Origin of the sequence: Pseudomonas sp. B21-048 (genome assembly GCF_024748615.1) — a bacterium.
Classification (GTDB): domain Bacteria; phylum Pseudomonadota; class Gammaproteobacteria; order Pseudomonadales; family Pseudomonadaceae; genus Aquipseudomonas.
In genome coordinates this window covers 5,143,305-5,163,153 of sequence record NZ_CP087168.1, presented here as the reverse complement: position 1 = coordinate 5,163,153, position 19,849 = coordinate 5,143,305, and the positions used below count along the sequence as shown (strand labels likewise).

Annotated in this window: 17 protein-coding genes and 1 pseudogene; 10 read left to right on the top strand and 8 right to left on the bottom strand. The window is 60.0% G+C overall.

The window, feature by feature from the left end; all coding sequences use genetic code 11:
• Positions 1 to 65 precede the first annotated feature (65 nt).
• From LOY56_RS24250 to LOY56_RS24240, 3 genes are all read right to left on the bottom strand, one after another.
• A complete protein-coding gene (locus LOY56_RS24250; RefSeq protein ID WP_258617661.1) occupies positions 66 to 1,967 on the bottom strand; it encodes a PhoX family phosphatase in 1,902 nt (633 codons plus the stop codon).
• 68 nt (positions 1,968 to 2,035) lie between these two features.
• Positions 2,036 to 2,800, bottom strand: a complete 765-nt coding sequence (locus LOY56_RS24245) for a TOBE domain-containing protein (RefSeq protein ID WP_258617660.1) — start codon at positions 2,798 to 2,800, stop codon at positions 2,036 to 2,038.
• A gap of 63 nt (positions 2,801 to 2,863) precedes the next feature.
• Complete coding sequence (locus LOY56_RS24240) at positions 2,864 to 3,604, bottom strand: ComF family protein (RefSeq protein ID WP_258617658.1); 741 nt, start codon at positions 3,602 to 3,604, stop codon at positions 2,864 to 2,866.
• Positions 3,605 to 3,694: 90 nt separating this feature from the next.
• Between LOY56_RS24240 and bioB the strand changes: the two genes are divergently transcribed.
• The 10 genes and pseudogenes from bioB to LOY56_RS24190 all read left to right on the top strand — a co-directional run.
• The gene (bioB, locus tag LOY56_RS24235) at positions 3,695 to 4,750 is read left to right on the top strand and encodes a biotin synthase BioB (protein WP_030129970.1); all 1,056 of its coding nucleotides are present in this window, start codon (positions 3,695 to 3,697) and stop codon (positions 4,748 to 4,750) included.
• Between the two features lie 135 nt (positions 4,751 to 4,885).
• Positions 4,886 to 6,064, top strand: coding sequence for an 8-amino-7-oxononanoate synthase (gene bioF, locus LOY56_RS24230; RefSeq protein ID WP_258617651.1), 1,179 nt, complete (start codon positions 4,886 to 4,888; stop codon positions 6,062 to 6,064).
• Positions 6,057 to 6,788 carry an alpha/beta fold hydrolase gene (locus LOY56_RS24225; protein ID WP_258617650.1) on the top strand — a complete coding sequence of 244 codons (732 nt, stop codon included), beginning with the start codon at positions 6,057 to 6,059 and terminating at the stop codon, positions 6,786 to 6,788. The genes bioF and LOY56_RS24225 overlap by 8 nt, the downstream gene beginning before the upstream one ends.
• Complete coding sequence (bioC, locus tag LOY56_RS24220; protein WP_258617649.1) at positions 6,781 to 7,593, top strand: malonyl-ACP O-methyltransferase BioC; 813 nt, start codon at positions 6,781 to 6,783, stop codon at positions 7,591 to 7,593. Before LOY56_RS24225 ends, bioC begins: the two co-directional genes overlap by 8 nt.
• On the top strand, positions 7,590 to 8,270 hold the full coding sequence (gene bioD / locus LOY56_RS24215) for a dethiobiotin synthase (protein WP_258617646.1): 681 nt from the start codon (positions 7,590 to 7,592) through the stop codon (positions 8,268 to 8,270). Before bioC ends, bioD begins: the two co-directional genes overlap by 4 nt.
• A 119-nt stretch (positions 8,271 to 8,389) precedes the next feature.
• Positions 8,390 to 8,686: a hypothetical protein gene (locus LOY56_RS24210; protein ID WP_008076394.1), complete on the top strand. Its 297-nt coding sequence runs from the start codon at positions 8,390 to 8,392 to the stop codon at positions 8,684 to 8,686.
• Positions 8,687 to 8,965: 279 nt separating this feature from the next.
• Positions 8,966 to 10,771, top strand: coding sequence for a phenylacyl-CoA dehydrogenase (locus LOY56_RS24205; RefSeq protein WP_258617644.1), 1,806 nt, complete (start codon positions 8,966 to 8,968; stop codon positions 10,769 to 10,771).
• Between the two features lie 227 nt (positions 10,772 to 10,998).
• Positions 10,999 to 12,288: a GGDEF domain-containing protein gene (locus LOY56_RS24200; protein ID WP_258617642.1), complete on the top strand. Its 1,290-nt coding sequence runs from the start codon at positions 10,999 to 11,001 to the stop codon at positions 12,286 to 12,288.
• Positions 12,289 to 12,628: 340 nt separating this feature from the next.
• A complete protein-coding gene (locus tag LOY56_RS24195; protein ID WP_258617640.1) occupies positions 12,629 to 14,407 on the top strand; it encodes an acyl-CoA dehydrogenase C-terminal domain-containing protein in 1,779 nt (592 codons plus the stop codon).
• A gap of 193 nt (positions 14,408 to 14,600) precedes the next feature.
• Positions 14,601 to 14,696, top strand: a pseudogene (locus LOY56_RS24190) (YqaE/Pmp3 family membrane protein); the annotation flags it as partial.
• Between the two features lie 57 nt (positions 14,697 to 14,753).
• On the opposite strand, the gene LOY56_RS24185 reads toward LOY56_RS24190, so the two are convergent.
• From LOY56_RS24185 to pqqB, 5 genes are all read right to left on the bottom strand, one after another.
• Positions 14,754 to 16,586 carry a S9 family peptidase gene (locus tag LOY56_RS24185; RefSeq protein ID WP_258617638.1) on the bottom strand — a complete coding sequence of 611 codons (1,833 nt, stop codon included), beginning with the start codon at positions 16,584 to 16,586 and terminating at the stop codon, positions 14,754 to 14,756.
• Positions 16,552 to 17,727, bottom strand: a complete 1,176-nt coding sequence (gene pqqE / locus LOY56_RS24180) for a pyrroloquinoline quinone biosynthesis protein PqqE (RefSeq protein WP_258617635.1) — start codon at positions 17,725 to 17,727, stop codon at positions 16,552 to 16,554. The genes LOY56_RS24185 and pqqE overlap by 35 nt, the downstream gene beginning before the upstream one ends.
• Positions 17,699 to 17,974 carry a pyrroloquinoline quinone biosynthesis peptide chaperone PqqD gene (gene pqqD, locus LOY56_RS24175; protein WP_258617634.1) on the bottom strand — a complete coding sequence of 92 codons (276 nt, stop codon included), beginning with the start codon at positions 17,972 to 17,974 and terminating at the stop codon, positions 17,699 to 17,701. The genes pqqE and pqqD overlap by 29 nt, the downstream gene beginning before the upstream one ends.
• A complete protein-coding gene (gene pqqC, locus LOY56_RS24170; protein ID WP_258617633.1) occupies positions 17,971 to 18,723 on the bottom strand; it encodes a pyrroloquinoline-quinone synthase PqqC in 753 nt (250 codons plus the stop codon). Before pqqC ends, pqqD begins: the two co-directional genes overlap by 4 nt.
• 131 nt (positions 18,724 to 18,854) lie before the next feature.
• The gene (pqqB, locus tag LOY56_RS24165) at positions 18,855 to 19,766 is read right to left on the bottom strand and encodes a pyrroloquinoline quinone biosynthesis protein PqqB (RefSeq protein ID WP_258617632.1); all 912 of its coding nucleotides are present in this window, start codon (positions 19,764 to 19,766) and stop codon (positions 18,855 to 18,857) included.
• Positions 19,767 to 19,849 lie beyond the last annotated feature (83 nt).

The following is a 19,849-nucleotide window of genomic DNA, read 5'->3' as shown; positions in this document are numbered from 1 at the left end:
GAGGCAGAGCGTCCCGGGCTGCATTCCCACGCAGAGCGTGGGAACGATCATGAAGGGGGCGTTTATCAGGCGCCGACGATCCCGCCATCCTCGCGGGAAATCGCCATTACCGAAGACCGCGGCTTGCCGTTAAGCAGATGCTCCGGGAAGGTCGAGCCACCGTTTTCCCCCGGATGCTGAATCCCGACGAACAAGGTTTTCTGATCCGGCGAGAAGCTGATCCCCGTCACCTCGCAGCCCACCGGCCCGACCATGAAGCGGCGAATCTCGCCCGTCACCGGGTCGGCACAGAGCATCTGGTTATTGCCCATGCCCGCGAAGTCACCGGCGTTGCTCGAATCGCCATCCGTGAGAATCCACAGACGTCCGGCCTTGTCGAAGCCCAGGCCGTCCGGGCTGTTGAACATGTTCTGCGGGGTGATGTTCGACGAACCGCCCTTCGGCGTGCCGGCGTGGACGCCCGGGTTGCCGGCAACCACAAACAGGTCCCAGGCAAAGCTTTTCGAGCCGTGATCGTCGCGATCGGTGCGCCAGCGCAGGATCTGCCCGTAGACGTTCTTCGTGCGCGGGTTCGGCCCGCCCACCGGCTGGCCTTCTTCGCCACGTTTGGCGTTGTTGGTCAGGGTGCAATAAACCTGGCCATCCTTGGGGCTGACAACGATCCATTCCGGACGGTCCATACGCGTGGCGCTCGCAACGCTGGCGGCGAGGCGGGCATGAATCAGCACTTCGGCCTGATCGGCAAAGCCGCTGCTGGCATCGATGCCATTCTTGCCGTGGGTCAGTTCGATCCACTGGCCCTGGCCTTTCGGGTGGTCGGCATTGCTGTCGCCCGCGTCGAAACGCGCCACGTACAAGGTGCCGTGATCCAGCAGGTCGCGGTTGGCCTTGGGGGTTTTGTGGTTGATCTTGTCGCGGCTGACGAATTTATAGATGAACTCGCCACGTTCGTCGTCGCCCATGTACACCACGGCGCGACCGTCGTTGGTTTCGGCCAGGGCGGCGTTTTCATGTTTGAAGCGGCCCAGTGCGGTGCGTTTGACCGGCGTCGATTGCGGATCGAACGGGTCGATTTCCACCACCCAGCCATGACGATTGAGTTCGTTGGGGTTCTTCGCCAGGTCGAAGCGCGGATCGTGTTGATGCCAGTTGATCTCTTTGCTGGCGGCCACCGCGCCGTAGCGTTTCTGCGCGGCGTCGAACTTCTGCTCGGCATTGCTGCTGCCGAAGCAGTCGGTGAAGTTCTCTTCGCAGGTGAGGTAAGTGCCCCACGGCGTCTTGCCATTGGCGCAATTCTGGAAGGTGCCGAGGACGTTCTTGCCGTGTTTGTCGGCGCTGGTTTTCATCAACTCGTGACCGGCCGCCGGACCGCTCAGGCTGATCGGCGCGTTACCGTGAATGCGCCGGTTGTAGCGCGAGCCCTGGACGAACTGCCATTGGCCGTTCCTGCGCTGCACTTCGATCACCGACACCCCTTCACAGGCCAGGGCCTTGCGCACATCTTCTGCCGATTGCGGCGTGCCGCCGTGGGGGTAGAGGTAACGGTAGTTGGTGTATTCGTTGTTGATCGCCATCAGCGCCCGGTCTTTGTCACCGGGGAATTCGAACAGGCTCATGCCGTCGTTATTGTCGCCGAACTGGACTTCCTGATGCTCGGCGGTGCCGTTACCGCTCGGGTCGAACGCCGGGCCATTCTTTTGCAGTGGCTGGCCCCAGCTGATCAATACCGAAGACTTGTAGCCCGGCGGCAGGGTAATGGTGTCGGTCGTGGCGGCGGCGATGCTGTCGAAACCCAACAGTTTGCTGGATCCCGCGCTGACGCTGGCGGCCAGCACGCTGCGACTCAGCAGGTTGCCACCGAGAAACATCGCTGCACCGCAGAGGGCGCCGGCGCTGATAAAACCACGACGGCTGAGACCGACCATCTTTTCGAGGTCGGTCGGTTGGTTGTCTTCTAATAGGCTCACATCAGGCTCCCTGCGGGTTTTTGCAGTCACCATAATGGTGACTGATGAAGGTTTTGTTGCAGCGCTGATCAGAGCGGTGTCCCGAGAAGAATATTGGACGGCGCGAATTGCACAAGAACGGGTTTGCCAGCGGTGAGTTCGAGGGTTTTCAGGTGCGGTTGCTCGGCCAGGGCGCAGAGTGTCTGGCCATTGGGCAGGCCGATGCGCACTTCGCTGGGACCGTCTTCGGCGTCGAGGATTTCTTCAATCGTGCCCTTCAGGCAATTGTTGCCGGGCGTCGCGGCTTGATCGATACCCAGCAATTCCAGCCAACCGGCCTTGATCAGTGCCACCACTTCGGTGCCGGTTTGCAGTTCCAGGCGCAGAGTGCTGTCGTGAGTGATCTGCGCATCGATACGCAAGCCTTCGGCCAGTTCAAGACGGATGCGGTCGTTGCGCCCTTGTGTATCGATCGCCACGACCTTGCCGTGCAGTTGGTTGCGTGCGCTGGTTCTGAGCATCAGTCGCCCGAGCAAGCCCAGGTCACTGGCCTCTTCAGCAGCTTCCAGCACCTGGGCCTGCAAGGCTTGCAGCTTTTGATACAGACGCAACACGCGTTCGCCTTCGCTGGACAGTTTGGCGCCCCCGCCGCCCTTGCCACCGACGCTACGCTCCACCAGCGGTTTCTGCGCGAGGTTGTTCATCTCATCAATGGCGTCCCACGCGGCTTTGTAACTCAGGCCTGCGCTTTTCGCGGCGCGGGTGATGGAGCCTTGTTCGGCGATGTGTTGCAGCAACGCGATGCGCTGCGGGCGGCGGACAATGTGCTGGGACAACAACGTAGGCAAGGACATGGCGAGACGCTTTGGGCTATGACAATGGGGAAGACGTTGGCGGCTTGGCGTACGAGAGTCAAGTCAGACCCCATCGCCAGGTTTGGGGGTGCGGGCCAGGCAGTAGACATCGACTCGCGCGGCGCCCGCCTCCATCAACAAGCGAGCCAGGGCCTGGGCGGTGGCGCCGGTGGTTAGCACATCGTCGACCAATGCGAAGTGGCGACCCTTGATCGAGGCCGCGGGGGCCAAGGCAAAGGCGTGGCGCAGGTTCTTTTTACGGGCGTCGGCATTCAGCTCTTGTTGCGCGCTGGTGTCCTGAATCCTCAGCAACAGCGTTTCATCACAAGGAATGTCGAGGCTGACGCTGAGCCAGCGAGCGAGCATCGCCGCCTGGTTGAAACCCCGCTTGTGCAGACGTTTGGTGGCCAGCGGCACCGGGATCAGCGCATCGGGCCGGTCCAGATCCTCATCGAAGCGATGTTGCAGGAATTGAGCGAGAAGTTCGGCGAGCAGGCGGCCGAACGGCCACTTCGCGCTGTGTTTGAAACGGGTGATCAAACTGTCGACGGGAAAGCTGTAAGTCCAGGGTGCTGCGACCCGCTCGAAGGCTGGCGGATGTTTCAAGCATTGGCCGCACGTCAGGCCCATGGCAGGCAAGGGCAGGGCGCAGGTTCGACAGTGGTCGCCCAGCCAAGGCAACTCGGTTTCGCAGGCCATGCAGATTGGCGTGGTGTCGTCCGCCGCTTCTGCACAGAGCAAACAGCTTTGTTTGTTTTTTAACCAGATGTAAACCTGGTCTTCGTATCGTGGTTGACAGCGCATCGCTCTTCCTTAAATATGCCGAACATCCGTGTCGCGTCTGTGGGTATTCCATTCCCCAGCCGCTTGCCAAGCATAAACAAGGAAACGCCCATGAGCGCCAGCACCACTGCAACCCTGCGTCATGACTGGTCTTTGGCCGAAGTCAAAGCACTCTTCGTTCAGCCATTCAACGACCTGTTGTTCCAGGCGCAGACGGTGCACCGCGCGCACTTCGACGCCAACCGCGTCCAGGTCTCGACGCTGCTGTCGATCAAAACCGGTGCTTGCCCAGAAGATTGCAAATATTGTCCGCAGTCCGGTCACTACAACACCGGCCTGGAAAAAGAAAAACTGATGGAAGTGCAGAAGGTCCTCGAAGAGGCCGCTCGCGCCAAGGCCATCGGTTCGACCCGTTTCTGCATGGGCGCGGCGTGGAAACACCCGTCGGCCAAAGACATGCCTTACGTGCTGAAGATGGTCGAAGGCGTGAAAGCGCTGGGTCTGGAAACCTGCATGACCCTCGGTCGCCTGGATCAGGATCAGACCGAAGCACTGGCCAAGGCCGGTCTCGACTACTACAACCACAACCTCGACACCTCGCCTGAATTCTACGGCAGCATCATCACCACCCGTACGTACAGCGAACGCCTGCAAACCCTGGCCTATGTGCGTGATTCTGGAATGAAGATCTGCTCCGGCGGCATTCTTGGCATGGGTGAGTCCCTCGACGACCGCGCCAACCTGCTGATCCAGCTGGCCAACCTGCCCGAGCATCCAGAATCGGTGCCGATCAACATGCTGGTGAAAGTTGCCGGTACGCCGCTGGAAAATGCCGATGACGTCGACCCGTTCGACTTCATCCGCATGCTCGCGGTCGCCCGCATCCTGATGCCGAAATCCCACGTGCGTCTGTCCGCCGGCCGCGAAGCGATGAACGAGCAGATGCAGGCCTTGGCGTTCTTTGCCGGCGCCAACTCGATTTTCTACGGCGAAAAACTGCTGACCACCGCCAACCCGCAGGCGGACAAGGACATGCAATTGTTCTCGCGTCTGGGCATCCTGCCGGAAGCCCGCGAAGAGCACGCCGACGAAGTGCATCAGGCCGCCATCGAGCAGGCACTGGTGGAGCAGAAGAGCAGCGAGCAGTTCTATAACGCTGCTGTCTGACCCCGCTCAGGCTTCTTTGTAGGAGCTGCCGAAGGCTGCGACCTTTTGATTTTGTTTTTAAGGGCAAGATCAAAAGATCGCAGCCTTCGGCAGCTCCTACAGGGCTCGTCGTTTCTTCCTACTCGCGAGGTCTGCATGTCTTTCGATCTCAGCGCGCGCCTTGCTGCCCGTCGTGCCGAAAACCTTTATCGCCAGCGCCCATTACTCGAGAGTCCTCAGGGCCCGGAAGTGGTGGTCGATGGTCAGCCGTTGCTGGCGTTCTGTAACAACGATTACCTGGGCCTGGCCAATCACCCGCTAGTGATCGAGGCCTGGCGCGCTGGCGCTTCGAAATGGGGCGTAGGCGGTGGGGCCTCGCATTTGGTCATCGGCCACAGCGGCCCGCATCACGCACTGGAAGAAGCCCTCGCCGAGTTCACCGGCCGCCCGCGAGCGTTGCTGTTCACCACCGGTTACATGGCCAACCTCGGCGCGGTCACCGCATTGGTCGGGCAGGGCGATACGGTGCTGGAAGACCGGCTCAATCATGCGTCGTTGCTGGATGCTGGGTTGTTGTCCGGAGCGCGTTTCAATCGCTATCTGCATAACGACGCGGCCAGTCTGGCCAAGCGCCTAGAGAAGGCCACTGGCAATACGCTGGTGGTCACCGATGGCGTGTTCAGCATGGACGGTGACATCGCCGACCTGCCGGCGCTGGCGCGGGAAGCCAAGGCCAAAGGCGCTTGGCTGATGGTCGACGACGCTCACGGCTTTGGTCCGCTGGGTGCCAATGGCGGCGGGATCGTCGAGCATTTCGGGCTGAGTCAGGACGATGTGCCGGTACTGGTCGGCACCCTCGGCAAGGCGTTCGGTACGGCAGGTGCTTTTGTCGCCGGCAGCGAAGAGTTGATCGAAAGTCTGATCCAGTTTGCTCGCCCTTATATCTACACCACCAGCCAACCGCCAGCGCTGGCCTGCGCGACGCTGAAAAGCCTGGAGCTGTTGCGCAGCGAACACTGGCGACGTGAGCATCTGCAGACGCTGATTCGGCAGTTCCGCCAAGGCGCCGAACAGATTGGCCTGGAGTTGATGGACAGTTTCACGCCGATCCAGCCGATCATGATCGGCGACGCCGGGCGTGCGGTTCGACTGTCACAGATGCTGCGCGAACGCGGGCTGATGGTGACTGCGATTCGTCCACCGACCGTGCCTGCCGGCAGTGCTCGTCTGCGGGTGACCCTGACCGCCGCACACAGCGAGGCGCAGGTACAGCTATTGTTAAATGGACTGGCCGATTGTTTTCAACAACTGGGACCGGAGCCAAGCCATGCGTGATCGTCTGATTCTGCTGCCGGGTTGGGGTCTCGGGATTTCGCCGCTGGAACCCTTGGCGGCCGCGTTGCAGGGTTTGGATGAGCATCTGCGCGTCGAGATCGAGCCGTTGCCGGAACTGGAATCGAGCGACCTTGAAGAATGGCTCGATGAGTTGGACTCGACACTGCCCCAGGATGCCTGGCTCGGTGGCTGGTCGTTGGGTGGAATGCTCGCGTCCGAGTTGGCGGCGCGACGCGGTGACCGCTGCTGCGGCTTGGTGACCCTGGCGAGCAATCCTTCTTTTGTCGCCCATGAGCAGTGGCCGAGCGCGATGCTCGGTGAGACCTTCGATGCGTTTCTGGCCGGCTGCAAGGCTGACTCGCGCATGACGTTGAAACGTTTTTCGCTGCTGTGCGCCCAAGGTGCCGCAGACCCGCGCGGGATGTCGCGACTGTTGCTCGCTGGCGCACCGCATACGTCTTCGCCGGTGCTGATGAGCGGCCTGGAGTTACTCGCACAATTGGATACCCGACAAGCGTTGCAAGCGTTTCGCGGCCCGCAATTGCATCTGTTCGCCGGTCTCGACGGGCTGGTCCCGGCCGAAGCGGCGGGGGACTTGCTGGCACTGTTGCCGGATGTCGAAATCGGTCTGATTGAACAGGCCAGTCACGCGTTTCTTCTGGAGGACCCCCACGGTGTGGCGGGGGCGATTCAGGCCTTTTTGCATGAGTTCGGTGATGACTGATTTATCCCTTCCCAACCTGCCCGGCGGCTTGCCCGACAAACGCCAGGTGGCGGCATCCTTTTCCCGTGCGGCGGCGAGCTACGACAGCGTGGCCGAATTACAGCGCGACGTGGGCAGCGAGTTGTTGCATCGGTTACCGGAAGATTTTGTTCCTGCTCGTTGGCTGGATATGGGCTGCGGCACCGGGTATTTCAGCCGTGCCTTGGGTGAGCGTTTTCCTGCCGCTAACGGGCTGGCCCTTGATATTGCAGAAGGCATGCTCAATCACGCCCGTCCCTTGGGCGGCGCCACACATTTCATCGCGGGCGATGCCGAGCGCTTGCCGTTGCAGGATTCGACCTGCGACCTGGTCTTCTCCAGCCTGGCGGTGCAATGGTGCGCGGATTTCGCCTCGGTGCTCAATGAAGCGTATCGCGTGCTGAAACCGGGCGGCATTTTCGCGTTTGCTAGTCTGTGTGTAGGCACGCTGTACGAATTGCGCGACAGCTGGCGTCAGGTGGACGGCATGGTGCACGTCAACCGCTTCCGTGAGTTCGGTGTTTACCAACAGCTTTGCGCGGGCAGCGGCTTGAAGGTCGTCAGCCTCGAAACGCAGCCGCATGTGTTGCATTACCCCGATGTCCGCAGCCTGACCCATGAGCTCAAGGCACTTGGGGCGCATAACCTGAACCCCGGTCGGCCGGGCGGTTTGACCGGCAGGGCGCGGATCCTCGGCTTGATCGAGGCTTATGAGCAATTTCGTCAGGCACAGGGACTGCCGGCGACTTATCAAGTGGTTTACGCCGTGTTGGAGAAACCCTTATGAGCGCAGCCTATTTCATCACCGGTACTGACACCGATGTCGGCAAAACCACCGTCGCCGCAGGGTTGCTGCATGCTGCGCGGTTGGCGGGTTTGAGCACGGCGGCGGGCAAGCCGGTGGCCTCCGGTTGCGACCTGACGCCCAAGGGTTTGCGCAACGCCGATGCGCTGGCCCTGTTGGCCGAGTGCTCGATACCGTTGACCTACGATCAGGTCAATCCGGTCGCGTTCGAACCGGCGATTGCACCGCATCTGGCGGCGCGGGAGGCTGGCGTGGCATTGACCGTGCAATCCCTGTTGACACCGATGCGACAGATTCTCGATATGCAGGCGGACTTCACCTTGATCGAAGGCGCTGGTGGCTGGCGAGTGCCGTTGGCGGATCAGGACAATCTGTCGGACCTGGCCATGGCGTTGGGTCTGCCGGTGATCCTGGTGGTCGGCGTACGGTTGGGTTGCATCAATCATGCACTGCTGACAGCCGAGGCGATAGCCCGGGATGGTTTGCAGTTGGCCGGGTGGGTGGCCAACATCATCGATCCGAAGACCTCACGCCTGGAAGAGAACCTCGCGACGCTGGCCGAGCGCATTCCCGCGCCGTGTCTGGGGAGGGTGCCGAAACTCAAGTCGGTGACAGCCGATGCAGTAGCCGAATATCTGCAGCTGGATCTTTTGGACTGATTGTTGGCTTGGGGTTTTACCTATGACAAGGCACTGTGCCATTAGTGTTTTTGTCGGGCCTTTTGTCGGCGTGTCTGGTTCAATGGCCGCTGTTGATCCTTTGTCGGACGGGTTCCCCCATGGAAATCTCAGGAAACACTGCTTTTTATGCTGGTCTGAGCACCATTCAGACAGGGCAGAACCGTGTCGATCAGGCTTCGGGTCAGATCGCCAACAACACCATCGAGCGTTCAGTCACCAGTCAATCCTCTGAGGTTCAGGTCGATCGCCTGCGCTCGGTAGACCGCAGCCAGCAATCGGATCTGGCCAGCAACATGGTCGAGATGTCCCAAGGCAAGTTCCAAGTGGAACTGGGCGTCAAAGTTGCCAAGGCATCCGATGAAATGCTCGGTACGCTGATCGATACGTTCGCCTGATCCATCGCTGAATCCGCTACTCCAACGCCGCGCCTGTTCGCGGCGCTTTTCTGCGTAAGTCCTTCTGCCTCAACTAATCTCTCCTACAAGGGCGTGTTGCTCAGTCAACGGCGTCGTGCAACTGCGTGGCCGAGATTTTCATGGTGCGATGACGAACGGCAAAAGATCGGCGCTTGACAAGATTTGGGCGTAAACGTATGTTTCAAACAGCTGTTTGACCGCCACAACAAATCAACGCGGTCGTTCATTCCCCGGTTACATCAGCAGAGGTTTATCGCTATGCCTGACTACAAGGCCCCCTTGCGTGATATTCGCTTCGTTCGTGACGAACTGCTCGGTTATGAAGCGCACTATCAGAGCCTTCCGGCTTGTGCAGACGCAACTCCGGATATGGTTGACGCCATTCTCGAAGAAGGCGCCAAGTTTTGTGAGCAGGTGCTGGCTCCGCTGAACCGCGTGGGTGACACCGAAGGCTGCACCTGGAGCGAGTCTGGCGTTAAAACCCCGACCGGTTTCAAAGAAGCCTACAAACAATTTGTCGAAGGTGGCTGGCCAAGCCTGGCTCACGACGTAGAGCACGGCGGCCAAGGCCTGCCAGAGTCTCTGGGCCTGGCCGTCAGCGAAATGGTTGGCGAAGCCAACTGGTCGTGGGGCATGTACCCAGGCCTGTCCCACGGCGCGATGAACACCATTTCCGAACACGGTACGCCTGAGCAACAAGAGGCTTACCTGACCAAACTGGTTTCCGGCGAATGGACCGGCACCATGTGCCTGACCGAACCACACTGCGGCACTGACCTGGGCATGCTGCGCACCAAGGCCGAGCCTCAAGCCGATGGCTCCTACAAAGTGTCCGGCACCAAGATCTTCATCTCGGCCGGTGAACACGACATGGCCGACAACATCGTCCACATCGTTCTGGCACGTCTGCCGGATGCGCCGGCCGGCACCAAAGGCATTTCCCTGTTCATCGTTCCGAAATTCCTGCCAAACGCAGACGGCTCGATCGGTGAACGCAACGCTGTGACCTGCGGTTCCCTGGAACACAAGATGGGCATCCACGGTAACGCCACCTGCGTGATGAACTTCGACGCGGCCACCGGTTACTTGATCGGCCCGGCGAACAAGGGCCTGAACTGCATGTTCACCTTTATGAATACCGCACGTCTGGGGACTGCGCTGCAAGGTCTGGCGCACGCCGAGATCGGCTTCCAGGGCGGTTTGAAATACGCTCGCGATCGTCTGCAAATGCGCTCCCTGACTGGCCCGAAAGCGCCGGACAAAGCCGCTGACCCGATCATCGTTCACCCAGACGTACGTCGCATGCTGTTGACCATGAAGGCTTTCGCCGAAGGCAACCGTGCGATGGTTTACTTCACCGCCAAGCAAGTCGACATCGTCAAGTACGGCATCGATGAAGAAGAGAAGAAGAAAGCCGACGCACTGCTGGCCTTCATGACGCCGATCGCCAAAGCCTTCATGACTGAAGTCGGTTTCGAATCCGCTAACCACGGCGTACAAATCTACGGCGGCCACGGTTTCATCGCCGAGTGGGGCATGGAGCAGAACGTGCGCGACAGCCGCATTTCGATGCTGTACGAAGGCACCACCGGTATCCAGGCACTCGACCTGCTGGGCCGTAAAGTGCTGATGACCCAAGGCGAAGCGCTCAAAGGCTTCACCAAGATCGTCCACAAGTTCTGCCAGACCAACGAAGGCAACGACGCAGTCAAAGAGTTCGTCGAACCCTTGGCTGCGCTGAACAAAGAGTGGGGCGAGCTGACCATGAAGGTCGGTATGGCCGCCATGAAAGACCGCGAAGAAGTCGGTGCCGCGTCGGTGGACTACCTGATGTACTCCGGTTATGCCTGCCTCGCCTACTTCTGGGCTGACATGGCGCGTCTGGCTGCCGAGAAGCTGGCTGCCGGCACCACCGAAGAGGCGTTCTACACCGCCAAGCTGCAGACTGCGCGCTTCTACTTCCAGCGTATCCTGCCGCGTACCCGCACTCACGTTGTCACCATGCTGTCGGGCGCCAACAACCTGATGGACATGAAAGAAGAAGACTTCGCACTGGGTTACTAAGTCCTACGCTGTCTCTTCACAAGGCCGCTGCTTCTTCGGAAGCAGCGGTTTTTTTGTACCTGCCGCAAGTGATTGTGCTTGTAAATATTCCTGACTGAAACGCTAAGAATCACGACTTCGCTGCCGTTAAAGAGGATGGCGATGTGACACACGTCATATCGCATGTGCTTAATTGCCCCAGGCGCAGGCACAATGCCATCACTGTTTGCCGGGTCGGAGCTTTACCCTTGCTGCGTTCTTCCGCTGTACGTTTCAGTCATTTTTTGCCATCGCAGCTGTTGCTACTTGCGGGGCTTGCGGCTGCCTACGTCAAGGATCTAAACGTCTTTTTCACGTCGCTTTTCAACGTGCTCCCCACTCTGGTGCTATTGCTCGGCGGCGCGTATTGCGCGGTTTACCGACGTCAGCGTGAACTGTTTCTAATGGTCACGGTGTACATCGCCTACTTCCTGCTCGACACCCAGACCGACTACTATCGCGACAACGGTAAAGTTCGTGAAGATGCCGCCGTGGTCTTCCATCTATGCTGTTTGTTGCTGCCGTTGCTCTTTGGTTTGTTCGCCGCCTGGCAGGAACGCACCCATCTGTTTCAGGACATGGTGGCGCGCTTCGCCGTATTGCTGGCGTTCGGCAGCGTGACGTTGGGGCTGGAACAGAGTTACCCACATGCACTGCTGATGTGGCTGTCGGAGATCCGCTGGCCAGCGCTGCATGGCGCCTGGATGAGTCTGATCCAGTTGTCCTATCCGGTATTCATCGCCTCGTTCCTGTTATTGACCTGGCAATACTGGCGCCACCCAAGACCCTTGCACGCCGCACAATTGGTGGGGCTGTTGGGGTTGTTCTGGATGTTGCCGAGAACCTTCATCCTGCCCTTCACCCTGAACATCATGTGCAGCCAGGTGATGTTGATGATTGCTGCGGCGGTTGCCCATGAGGCCTATCAAATGGCCTTCCGCGACGAACTCACCGGCCTGCCGGGTCGTCGCGCCCTGAACGAACGCATGCAACGGCTGGGGCGCAATTACGTGCTGGCCATGGGCGACGTCGATCACTTCAAGAAATTCAACGACACCCATGGCCACGATGTCGGCGATCAGGTGCTGCGCCTGGTTGCCAGCAAGCTGTCGAAAATCAGCGGAGGCGGCAGGGCCTATCGCTACGGCGGTGAAGAATTTGCGCTGGTGTTCGCAGGCAAGACGCTCGAAGAATGCCTGCCGCACCTGGAAGTCATCCGCGAATCCATCGCCACCTACAACATCCAACTGCGCAATCAGGACAACCGCCCTCAGGATGACCAACAGGGACGCCAGCGCCGCGCAGGCTCGGGTACCTCGAGTGTATCGGTCACCGTCAGCATTGGTGTCGCCGAACGGTTGGAGCAGCGTACGCCAGAACAAGTGCTCAAATCCGCTGACCAGGCGCTCTACAGCGCCAAAGGCGCGGGGCGAAACTGTGTGATGGCTTTCGGTCAGAACCGCCGTGGCGCGGTGCGCATGGACATCGCTGCGGGTTGAGTGATGATGGCGCATTCAGCGTCTGGACTGTGATAGTGAGACAGGGTGTGCGGCAGCAGGCTCTGACGAATATTGAAAAACTTCGCGGGCAACCCTCGCTCCTACGGTGCTATGTCGTTCACGTGATGCGTGCGACATGACCTGTAGAGCGAGCGGTGCGGCGATCCGACTTGCCCGCGAATGCGTTCTGGCAGGCGAGAACGATCTGAAATTCTCATGACTAAAAATTACAAATTGGTCATGAGTTGACCCTATGTGTCGTAAAAGTTGTTGAGGTACACTCGGACACAGCGAAATCACTATTCTACGAACCACCTGTTTAGATCTTGCGAGGTTTGCCATGGCTGACTACAAAGCGCCCCTGCGCGATATGCGCTTCGTCCTCAATGAAGTTTTCGAGGTCGCCAAACTCTGGGCCGAACTGCCTGCGCTGGCCGAGACCGTCGATGCGGAAACGGTTGAAGCCATTCTCGAAGAAGCCGGCAAGGTCACCAGCAAAAGCATCGCGCCGCTGAGCCGTGCAGCTGACGAAGAAGGTTGCCACTGGGCCGATGGTGCCGTCACCACCCCGGCCGGTTTCCCACAGTCTTATCAGACCTACGCTGAAGGCGGTTGGGTCGGTGTCGGTGGCGATCCGACCTACGGCGGCATGGGCATGCCCAAGGCGGTTTCGGCGCAGGTCGAAGAAATGGTCAACTCCGCGAGCCTGTCGTTCGGTCTGTACCCGATGCTGACCGCCGGCGCCTGCCTGTCGATCAACGCCCACGCCAGCGAAGAGCTGAAAGCGGCGTACCTGCCAAACATGTACGCCGGTGTCTGGGCCGGTTCCATGTGCCTGACCGAGCCGCACGCCGGTACTGACCTGGGGATTATCCGTACCAAGGCCGAGCCTCAGGCCGATGGTTCCTACAAAGTCAGCGGCACCAAAATCTTCATCACCGGCGGTGAACACGACCTGACCGAGAACATCATCCACCTGGTATTGGCCAAACTGCCCGACGCACCGGCGGGGCCGAAAGGCATTTCGCTGTTCCTGGTGCCCAAGTTCATGGTCAATGCCGATGGCAGCCTGGGCGTGCGCAACCCGGCGAATTGCGGTTCGATCGAACACAAGATGGGCATCCAGGCCTCCGCGACCTGCGTGATGAACTTCGATGAAGCCGTGGGTTACCTGGTCGGTGAACCGAACAAAGGCCTGGCGGCAATGTTCACCATGATGAACTACGAGCGTCTGGGTGTCGGCATCCAGGGTCTGGCCACTGGCGAACGTTCCTACCAGAACGCTATCGAATACGCTCGCGACCGCTTGCAAAGCCGCTCGCCGACCGGCGCGCAGAACAAGGACAAGGTGGCTGACCCGATCATCGTCCATCCGGACGTGCGTCGCATGCTGCTGACCATGAAAGCCTCGAACGAAGGCGGCCGTGCCTTCTCCACTTACGTGGCGATGCAGCTAGACACCGCCAAATTCAGCGAAGACGCCACCACCCGCAAGCGCGCAGAAGATCTGGTTGCACTGCTGACGCCGGTGGCCAAGGCGTTCCTGACCGATCTGGGTCTGGAAACCACGGTTCACGGCCAGCAGGTTTTTGGCGGTCACGGCTACATCCGTGAGTGGGGCCAGGAGCAACTGGTGCGCGACGTACGCATCACTCAGATCTACGAAGGCACCAACGGTATTCAGGCGCTGGACCTTGTAGGGCGCAAGATCGTTGGTAGCGGCGGGGCGTTTTACAACCTGTTCGCTGACGAGATTCGTCATTTCACCGCGACGGCCAGCGCTGACCTGGCGGAGTTCACCCAGCCACTGAATGATGCGGTGGACACCCTTGACGAACTGACCGCGTGGTTGCTGGACCGGGCGAAAAACAACCCGAACGAGATCGGTGCGGCGTCGGTCGAGTACCTGCAAGCATTCGGTTACATGGCCTACGCCTACATGTGGGCACTGATGGCCAAGGCAGCCTTCGGTAAAGAAGCGCAGGACGATTTCTATGCGAGCAAACTCGGTACGGCGCGGTTCTATTTCGCACGTCTGCTGCCGCGTATTCACTCGTTGAGCGCGTCGGTAAAGGCAGGTAGCGAATCGTTGTTCCTGCTGGATGCAGGACAATTCTGACTCGTTAACGGTATGTAAGCATTCTCCTACATTCCGTGCTGCTGTTTTCCGATAGGCGAAGATTGGATCCAGAGCTAATCTACTTCACATGGACGTCGCGCAGGACGCGCAAAGCAACAACACGGACACGTAAGGATTCTGCCAGGATGGCGGAGTGAAATGGATGTCAGGGAAACAGTCTGCAAAGCCCCGCTTCGGCGGGGTTTTCTTTTGGGCGCAGAAACTGCTGACGTTGTGCGGTTACATTCCAGGGATCGTGCATGCGGTGTACATCATCGCCAAGCGCTGACATTCGCTGCGTTAGATAGATCGCGAATGGGGCACTACATTGTGTCGAACGCCGACTTTAGTCTGCCAAGTCCATCACCCTCCGATAAAACATCCACTCCTGCTCCAGCGCATGGGCCTGATTGCCGGCCTTGCGAAAGCCATGGCGCTCGTCGGCGTAGTAATGTGCTTCGACCAGAATGCCGTTGTCCTGCAACGCCTTGACCATGTCGCGGGTCTGTTGCGGCACCACAACGGCGTCCAGTTCACCTTGAAAGAAAACCACCGGAACGCTGATGTTGTTCGCGTGCAGCAATGGCGTGCGCGCGGCGTAGCGTTCAGCATCCTGCACCGGATCGCCAATCAACCAATCCAGATAATCGCCTTCGAACTTGTGGGTGGCGCGGCCAAGCGCAACGGGATCGCTGACGCCATACAGGCTAGCGCCCGCACGAAAGACCTTGTGAAAGGCCAGTGCACACAACGTGGTGTAGCCACCGGCGCTGCCTCCACGGATAAACGCCTTGTTGCCGTCGATCAGCCCCCGATCGGCGAGGTAGGCCACCACCGCACAGGCATCTTCCACATCCACATCGCCCCAGCTCAAATGCAGCGCCTGGCGATAAGCGCGGCCATAGCCGCTGCTGCCTCGGTAGTTGAGGTCGGCCACGGCGAAGCCGCGCTGCGCCCAATACTGGATTCGCGGGTCGAACATCGGGTAGCAGGCCGAAGTCGGGCCGCCGTGAATGAACACCACCAACGGCGGTTTCGTGTCGCCGGTCATCGCCGGGTAGAAGAAACCGTGGGCCTCACCCGAACCGCTCGGATAGCGCAGGGTTTGCGGGCGGCTGATCCGTTCGGCGGGTAAGGGTGCAGCACCGCCGGCGAGTGTCTTCACCTGCCGATTCTCGCGGTCAATGGCAATCACCGCCGACGAACTGACCGGCGAAGCGGCGATGCAGTAGATGAACTGTTCATCCTGTGCGAGATGGCGGAAACGGCTGTAGTCGCCCGTGAAATCGTCACGGGAACCATCGCCATGACAAAACTCCAGTCGACCAAAACCACCTTCGGTCCAACTCGCGAGATAACTGTCTTCGCCCAACGGCAACCACGTGCAACCACCCAGTTGCCAAGGCGCCGGTCCATGGTCGGCGGCAGCACTTGGCAGTGGGCTCAGACCGTTGCCCGATTCCATCCACGGCTGCCAGAAACCGCCTCGATCCGTCAGACAAAACAGACGGCTGCTATCATCGAATCGAGGTTGTTGCAGAGACTCCTGGGCCCCATCACCCGCCACACAGCGCGGTTGCGCAAAGGTGTGATCGCTCTGGCGCTCGGCAACCATCAGGCGAGTCGCGGTCCAGGGTTGATCCGGGCGATTCCACTCGATCCAGGCCAGACGTCGACCGTCAGGGCTCAGGGTCGGTGCCGCGTAGAAATCGGCGCCTTCGGCCAGCAGGTGACGTTGGCCGTCAGCCAGATCGATAGCCACCAGACGATGTCGATCGCGGTTCTCTTCTATCGCCAGCACTTGCCCGTTGGCGAAGTGCAAATCGCCGTAACGGCATTCACTTGAAGTCAGCACCTCTGGCGCCTCCCCCGTCAGCGATTGCCGATACAACTGCTGATCGGCCTCGTTGACGAAAACAAGCCCGTCGTCGGTCAGACAAAACGCGCCGCCGCCATATTCGTACACCCGGCTGCGCACACTGAAGGTGGGCGGTGTCAGGCAATGAGCCTGGCCATCGCGCCACTGCCAGATCCGGCAGGCGGCATCCTCGGGCCGATATTCGTTCCAGAACAGGCCATGCTTGCCGATTTGCAACTCGGCGAAGTCGATGCCGGCCGCGACAGCCCTGGCGGCGCTTAAGGGTTCAGCTTTTGGCGATGAGGCGTGAGTTTCGTTCATTGCGAAAGGCCAGTTGTTCGATGGTCTGAGTCGCGTGTTCGGCTTCTTCGCGGGCCTTGAGAATCACGCCGTGATGTTGCGACTTGCTGCACACCGGGTCGGCGTTGCTCGCGTCACCCGTGAGCATGAACGCCTGACAGCGGCAGCCGCCGAAATCCTTTTCTTTCTCGTCGCAGGAACGGCACGGCTCGGGCATCCAGTCGTAGCCGCGAAAGCGGTTGAAGCCGAACGAGTCGTACCAGATGTGCTGCATGCTGTGGTCGCGTACGTTGGGAAACTGCACCGGCATCTGTCGGGCTCCATGACAAGGCAGGGCGGTTCCGTCCGGCGTGACTGTCAGAAAAATACTGCCCCAGCCATTCATACAGGCTTTCGGGCGTTCTTCGTAATAGTCCGGCGTGACGAAAATAAGCTTGCATGGATGCCCTTCGGCTTCCAGTTTGGCGCGGTATTCATTGGTGATGCGTTCGGCGCGAACCAATTGTTCTTTGGTCGGCAACAGGCCAATACGATTGAGCTGCGCCCAGCCGTAGAACTGGCACGTCGCGAGTTCGACGAAGTCCGCTTCAAGGGCGATGCACAGCTCGATGATGCGGTCGATCTTGTCGATGTTGTGCCGATGGGTGACGAAGTTCAGCACCATCGGATAACCGTGAGCCTTCACCGCGCGAGCCATTTCGAGCTTTTGCGCGAAGGCCTTTTTTGAGCCGGCCAGCAGGTTGTTCACCTGCTCGTCGCTGGCCTGAAAACTGATCTGGATGTGGTCCAGACCGGCCTTCTTGAAGTCGCTGATTTTCTGCTCGGTGAGACCGATGCCAGAGGTGATCAGGTTGGTATAAAAACCCAGCTTGCGCGCCTCGGCGATCAGCTCGGCGAGGTCTTGGCGCACCAGCGGCTCACCGCCGGAAAAACCCAACTGCGCCGCGCCCATCTCCCGGGCTTCGCGAAAGACTTTGATCCACTGTTCGGTGGACAACTCTTTGCCTTGCTCGGCGAAATCCAGCGGATTGGAGCAGTATGGGCATTGCAGCGGGCAGCGATAGGTCAGCTCGGCCAGCAACCACAGTGGCAGGCCGATTTCGGGCTTGGGCGGTAACTTGTCTGACACGGAATCAGGCAAGTTCGATCCAGTGCTGAGCACGGGCGACCTCCATGAATTGCTCGATGTCATCACCGAGCTCAGGCACGTCGGGAAACTGCGCGCCCAGTTCGGCGATGATCGCCGCGACATCCCGCTGACCATCAATCAAGCCGCCAATCAACGCGGCGCTTTCATTGAGTTTGATCATGCCTTCCGGGTAGAGCAGCACATGGCCTTTTTGCGCCGGTTCGTACTGGAAGCGATAGCCGGTGCGCCATGTCGGGGTTTTGCTGCGATCGAAACTCATACGATGATTCCTTTATGCCAGACCCGCTGTTCGGTCACGCTGTGGTACGGCGGGCGGTTCAGTTCGTAGGCCATGCTCATGGCATCGAGCATGCTCCAAAGAATGTCCAGTTTGAACTGGAGAATTTCCAGCATGCGCTCCTGGCCTTCGCGCGTAGTGTAGTGCTGCAAAGTGATCGCCAGACCATGCTCCACATCCCGGCGTGCTTGCCCCAGGCGAGTGCGGAAATATTCGTAACCGGCCGGGTCGATCCACGGGTAATGCCGCGGCCAACTGTCGAGGCGCGATTGGTGGATCTGCGGCGCGAACAGCTCGGTCAGCGAACTGCTCGCAGCTTCCTGCCAACGGGCCCGGCGGGCGAAGTTGACGTAGGCATCCACGGCGAAACGCACGCCAGGCAGCACCAGTTCTTGAGAGCGCAGTTGATCCGGGTCGAGGCCGACCGCTTGGCCAAGACGCAGCCAGGCTTCGATGCCGCCCTCTTCGCCGGGGGCGCCGTCGTGGTCCAGCAGGCGCTGAATCCATTCGCGACGAATCTCGCGGTCCGGGCAATTGGCCAGGATAGCGGCGTCCTTGAGTGGAATGTTCACCTGGTAATAGAAACGGTTGGCGACCCAACCCTGAATCTGCTCGCGGGTTGCCCGGCCTTCATACATCGCCACGTGATACGGGTGATAGATATGGTAGTAGGCGCCCTTGGCGCGCAGGGCCGCTTCGAATTCGGCGGGGGACATTGCGGTGTCAGTCATTGCGGTTCTCCGGGGGAACAACCGGTGGATTCTTTGGTGTCTGGTCGGACGTCTTCGCGGGCAAGCCTCGCTCCTACAGGGGATAGCGCTATCTCTGTAGGAGCGAGGCTTGCCCGCGAAAGGGCCATCCGCTACAACACAATACTCATGCCGTCATACGCCACTTCAACCTCGCGCCGAACCAGCTCCGCACGCTCCGGCGAATCCTCATCAAGGATCGGGTTGGTGTTGTTGATGTGGATAAGCACTTTGCGCTGTTTGGGCAGCTGCTCCAGCACTTCGAGCATGCCGCCGGGGCCGTTCTGCGCCAAGTGGCCCATCTCCCGGCCGGTACGCGTGCCGACGCCACGACGCTGCATTTCGTCGTCGTCCCACATCGTGCCATCCACCAACAGGCAATCGCTGCTGGCCATGATCTTCATCAGCGCTGCGTCGACCTTGCCCAGGCCCGGTGCATAGAACAGTTTGCCGCCGGTGCCCAGGTCTTCGACGATCAGGCCGATGTTGTCGCCCGGATGCGGGTCGAAGCGATGCGGCGAGTACGGTGGGGCGGCGCTACGCAGGGGCAGCGGAGTGAAGCGCAGGTTCGGGCAGGCTGGGACGGTGAAGCTCTGATCGAGTTCTATGCGGTTCCAGTTCAACCCGCCGTTCCAGTGAGTCAGCATGGTGAACAGCGGGAAACCGGTGCTCAGGTCTTCGTGGACCATGTCGGTGCACCAGACCTGATGCGGGCAGCCTTCGCGCAGACTGAGCAGGCCAGTCGTGTGATCGATCTGGCTGTCCATCAGGATGATTGCGCTGATGCCGGTATCACGCAGTGCGCGACCTGGTTGCATCGGCGCGAAGTTCTGGAGCTGGGCGCGGATGTCCGGAGACGCATTGCACAGCACCCAGTTCACGCCGTCATCGGAAATCGCGATGGACGACTGGGTACGTGCCTCGGCCCGCAGGCTGCCGTCGCGAAAACCTGCGCAGTTCACGCAGTTGCAGTTCCACTGGGGGAAACCGCCGCCGGCGGCGGAACCTAGAATCTGGACAAACATGGCCGCTCCATCATTGAAAGCTGAAAATAAAAACGCCCCGGCGAGCCGAGGCGTAGCACTGCATTCTCTACCAGACGGCAGAG

Excerpts from the sequence above, each read along its gene's own strand:
- LOY56_RS24240 (WP_258617658.1), bottom strand. The coding sequence starts at position 3,604 with ATGCGCTGTCAACCACGATACGAAGACCAGGTTTACATCTGGTTAAAA.
- LOY56_RS24185 (WP_258617638.1), bottom strand. The coding sequence starts at position 16,586 with ATGAACGAAACTCACGCCTCATCGCCAAAAGCTGAACCCTTAAGCGCC.
- LOY56_RS24205 (WP_258617644.1), top strand. The coding sequence starts at position 8,966 with ATGCCTGACTACAAGGCCCCCTTGCGTGATATTCGCTTCGTTCGTGAC.
- pqqD (WP_258617634.1), bottom strand. The coding sequence starts at position 17,974 with ATGAGTTTCGATCGCAGCAAAACCCCGACATGGCGCACCGGCTATCGC.
- LOY56_RS24210 (WP_008076394.1), top strand. The coding sequence starts at position 8,390 with ATGGAAATCTCAGGAAACACTGCTTTTTATGCTGGTCTGAGCACCATT.
- bioD (WP_258617646.1), top strand. The coding sequence starts at position 7,590 with ATGAGCGCAGCCTATTTCATCACCGGTACTGACACCGATGTCGGCAAA.
- LOY56_RS24245 (WP_258617660.1), bottom strand. The coding sequence starts at position 2,800 with ATGTCCTTGCCTACGTTGTTGTCCCAGCACATTGTCCGCCGCCCGCAG.
- pqqB (WP_258617632.1), bottom strand. The coding sequence starts at position 19,766 with ATGTTTGTCCAGATTCTAGGTTCCGCCGCCGGCGGCGGTTTCCCCCAG.
- LOY56_RS24195 (WP_258617640.1), top strand. The coding sequence starts at position 12,629 with ATGGCTGACTACAAAGCGCCCCTGCGCGATATGCGCTTCGTCCTCAAT.
- bioB (WP_030129970.1), top strand. The coding sequence starts at position 3,695 with ATGAGCGCCAGCACCACTGCAACCCTGCGTCATGACTGGTCTTTGGCC.
- bioC (WP_258617649.1), top strand. The coding sequence starts at position 6,781 with ATGACTGATTTATCCCTTCCCAACCTGCCCGGCGGCTTGCCCGACAAA.
- bioF (WP_258617651.1), top strand. The coding sequence starts at position 4,886 with ATGTCTTTCGATCTCAGCGCGCGCCTTGCTGCCCGTCGTGCCGAAAAC.
- pqqC (WP_258617633.1), bottom strand. The coding sequence starts at position 18,723 with ATGACTGACACCGCAATGTCCCCCGCCGAATTCGAAGCGGCCCTGCGC.
- LOY56_RS24225 (WP_258617650.1), top strand. The coding sequence starts at position 6,057 with ATGCGTGATCGTCTGATTCTGCTGCCGGGTTGGGGTCTCGGGATTTCG.